General features: G+C 46.4%; 5 protein-coding genes. 1 reads left to right on the top strand and 4 read right to left on the bottom strand.

All coding sequences use genetic code 11. The features are described 5' to 3' along the window. Window positions 1-536 (bottom strand): SAM-dependent methyltransferase (locus tag B4H32_RS07110; protein ID WP_286801061.1); only part of this gene is annotated, 536 nt, incomplete at its 3' end. A gap of 91 nt (window positions 537-627) precedes the next feature. Between B4H32_RS07110 and B4H32_RS07105 the strand changes: the two genes are divergently transcribed. Then, window positions 628-819, top strand: a complete 192-nt coding sequence (locus tag B4H32_RS07105) for a DNA gyrase inhibitor YacG (protein ID WP_004680638.1) — start codon at window positions 628-630, stop codon at window positions 817-819. 27 nt (window positions 820-846) lie between these two features. On the opposite strand, the gene B4H32_RS07100 is transcribed toward B4H32_RS07105, so the two are convergent. The 3 genes from B4H32_RS07100 to B4H32_RS07090 all read right to left on the bottom strand — a co-directional run bounded on the left by B4H32_RS07100 (window position 847) and on the right by B4H32_RS07090 (window position 3,584). After that, on the bottom strand, window positions 847-1,491 hold the full coding sequence (locus B4H32_RS07100; RefSeq protein WP_004680640.1) for an MBL fold metallo-hydrolase: 645 nt from the start codon (window positions 1,489-1,491) through the stop codon (window positions 847-849). Between the two features lie 23 nt (window positions 1,492-1,514). Next, the gene (hemH, locus tag B4H32_RS07095; RefSeq protein ID WP_004680643.1) at window positions 1,515-2,531 is read right to left on the bottom strand and encodes a ferrochelatase; all 1,017 of its coding nucleotides are present in this window, start codon (window positions 2,529-2,531) and stop codon (window positions 1,515-1,517) included. An 87-nt stretch (window positions 2,532-2,618) separates the two neighbouring features. After that, window positions 2,619-3,584 (bottom strand): DUF4062 domain-containing protein, encoded by a 966-nt coding sequence (locus tag B4H32_RS07090; protein WP_004680645.1) that lies wholly within the window; start codon window positions 3,582-3,584, stop codon window positions 2,619-2,621. Between the last annotated feature and the right edge of the window lie 38 nt (window positions 3,585-3,622).

Here is a 3,622-nt window from a genome sequence, read left to right as displayed (position 1 = left end):
TCCGATCTTAAATATTTAATTTCAAAATGGGTACGGGCTGAGTCTGTTGCAATCTTTTGCTTTTGGTAAGGTAATTTCCACACATCAATAAGCTGTTGCTCTGCCTCATCAATATATGCTGGAATGTTGCTCGCCAGCGTAATCATGCCATTCGGTTTTAGGCGAGACAACAGGAACTCGAAAAATGGCATGTTCAGCCAGCGCTGTGCTGGATTATGTGGCTCTGGATTGGGATAGAGAATAAAAAACTGTTCAACCTGTGTAGGAAACAGGGCATGCACCACCCAGGGCAAGGCGTCGGCATGCACAGGGTTTAAATGTTCACGCGGTTCCAGTTGATGCTGTTTCTGCATCGCCACAAACTTTTCCCTGGTTCGTTCAATCGCATACAACGTTACCTGCGGATGTTCAGCCGTGAACAACAAGGCATGCCTGCCTTTTCCAGCCCCAATCTCCACGTAGATCGGGGTATCTGGAATCGGCTGAAAATCACGTGGTGCCCGCATGCGTTGTGCTTGAAATTGACGAATCAACATAATCCCATCAAACTATCTATAAATCGGCATAAGTCTAACAACTCACCTGACGTTTGCCTAATCTATTTACCTTCTGCCTTAGGAGTTTTCTATGCCCCGTACCTTTCCCTGCCCTCGTTGTGGCCAGCCAAGCACATGGGAAAATAATGATTTTCGTCCATTCTGCTCAGAACGCTGTAAATTGATTGATCTGGGTGCCTGGGCAAGTGACGAATATAAACTCCCAACTCAGGATGCGCCTCAGGCCGATCTCAAACGCCATGAAGATGATTATGAGGATTAATCATCTTCTTGTTTAGTCGTACCGAACTCAACCCGCTTTACTTGCCACAAAAGGATTAAATCGCTTTTCATAGCCGATGGTGCTCATTGGCCCATGCCCTGAAATAAATTGCGTGTCATCAGGCAAACTAAAACATTCACGCTGGATGGAATCCAGCAATTGCTGATGATTCCCTTTAGGAAAATCAGTACGCCCAATAGAACCCTTAAACAGGACATCCCCCGTCCATAATAAACCATGTTTGGCATTGTAGAACATCACATGGCCTGGGGTATGACCAGGCGCAAAACGCACCTCAAACTCATCCTCACCCAGTTTCAGCACTTCACCACCCTCTAGCCACTGATCGACCTTGACGGGTTGTGGAATCGGGAAGCCATAACGTGCCGAAACTTCCTGAATCATGTCCAGCCAGAATTGATCCTCTTTATGTGGACCAATCACAGGCACTTTCCATGTATCAACCAACTCACCGACCGCACCTGCATGATCAAGATGTCCGTGGGTGAGCCATAATGCTTTCACATGCAGACCCAAGGCTTCGATTTCTTTTTTCAGCACTGCCGCATCACCGCCTGCATCAATCAAAATCGCGTCTTTGGTTTCACTGTCCCATAAAATCGAGCAGTTTTGTTGAAAGGCAGTCACAGGGACAATTTTGACTTGTAGCATAAAAACCTCTGGCTAAAACGCAGTTAACGGTGGGCTAAGGTATGGGTTAGGGCATCAAGATTAGCCTGAACCAGACTAGCAAGCAAATCAATATGGGCCTGATCGGTATTCAGCGCAGCAATATAGGCATATTCCCCACCACCCGCATGTTGAAACAGTTCTTTATTCTGAATCGCCAACTCTTCCAATGTTTCTAAACAATCCGCCGAAAATGCAGGACTAATCACCTGCACGGACTGAACCTTTTGCTCGCCCCATTGTTGTAATAACTGGTCGGTATAGGGTTTGACCCATTCCTGCTTACCAAAGCGAGATTGAAAACTAATCGCCCATTCCTCATCTTTCAAGTGCAAGACATTTGCAACTAAACGGGCAGTGATTCGACAACGGTCAGCATAAGGATCACCCTTGTCCGCATAAGGCTGGGGAATGCCATGAAAGGACATCAACAGCTTTTCAGGCTTGCCATGTTCAGCCTGATAGTTGAGAACACTATCCGCCAATGCCTGAATAAACAGCGGATGCTGGTAGTAATCCTTGATGAGGGTCAGACCTGGCAAATGACGCTGCTGTGGAATCCATCTGGCAAAGGCGTCATACAATGGTGCAGTTGAGGTGGCTGAATACTGGGGAAATAGCGGCAACAGAATCACATGCTCTTGCGGTGTTTTTTCCAGTTGTGCCAAGACATCATAAATGCTCGGTTGCCCATAGGTCATCGCAGGGACGACCGTGAGGTCAAGCTGATGATTTTCATCTTGCAAGCGTTGTTTAACCAAGCGTGTTTGCTCAAGTACAATTTCCCGCATTGGAGAATCTTTTGACCACACTGAGGCATACGCCTCGGCAACCCGCTTGGGCCGAAAAGTCAGTACAAACAGGTGCAGGATAATCCACCAGATTACTTTGGGGATTTCAATGACACGGGTATCGGATAAGAACTGTTTTAAGAAACGACGTACTGCTGGTACAGTGGCTTGGTCTGGCGTACCTAAATTTGCTAAAACCACAGTTACTTTGGGTTTTGGTGTCGCTGACATACATCACTTCCGCTATAGCTGAATTTCTCCCTATACTTTAGCAGTTTTGCCGTACTTTTTTAATTTGCCGTACTTTTTTAAATTGGATTAATGCATGGTCTTAAACTGAAAAACCCGATTGCTTTCCAGAAGCTTCTGCCCTTTTGCGGTCAGTTGCCACAGCATACGTTGGCGGTCATCTCGTCCTGTTGGCACAATCCACTCATTCTGGCGCATCTGCAACTTGATTTCATGCAGGGCACGGATATTCACCTGTGCACGTGAAACAGCATGCGCGCGTGGCATTTCCTTGCGCGCATCATCCAGACCCGTTTCGTTTAGATATTCATTCATGCGCTTGGAAAAATATTCTTCAGTTGTTGGAATCACAAATGATGAACCAAGCACATTCAGTAACTGTGCCCATGTCATTTTACGGAATGGTTTAACTTCTTTGAAATTACCATCCTGATAGGCATGCATACGGTATTCAAATGAATACACCTCATGCATGGACACCTTGAGCACACTGGTGAGTGGATCGGCTTCCCGACTGCCTATTTCAGTTTCAAGCTGTTTAACCTTGGCACGCAAACTGTCAATTTCATCTTGTAAAACTTGCGTATTTTGTGGACGAACCCACCCCACCACAGGATAGCGTTCCAGCATTTGTGGCATACTGGAGCGAACAGCAAGCTCCAGATCCCTTAAGCTAAGATAGGTAAAAACTTGATCAACTTCATGTTGAAGCTGTTTTCTAAACTCTTTGAATTTTTCTTTTAACTCGGCTTTATGGTCATGCAGTTTAGCTTCGCGTGCTTCTGGCTCTTCATGCATAAACACAATCACGGGTTTCTGTTTGGTCATGGCATAGATATATTCCAGATGCATATAGCCCACACCTGAAACGGACTGCTCGCCATACTGGCTCCCCAGCAAAATCACCACGTAATCACAGTCATCAATCTGTCGGCGAGCAATCGAGGTGCTTAAGGGTGTGCGCTGTTCCAAGCCCCACGAAAAGAACCCCATTCCAACCAGTGTCTGGGCCAAAACCGCCCGTTCTGGTTGCATTTCATTGCCAGACGTAGAATTGACATCCTCCCCGACCT

The organism is Acinetobacter sp. UBA2063, from assembly GCF_002333245.1.
Classification (GTDB): domain Bacteria; phylum Pseudomonadota; class Gammaproteobacteria; order Pseudomonadales; family Moraxellaceae; genus Acinetobacter; species Acinetobacter parvus.
The sequence above is the reverse complement of the archived record's forward strand: the minus strand, read 5'-3'. Positions and strand labels throughout refer to the sequence as shown.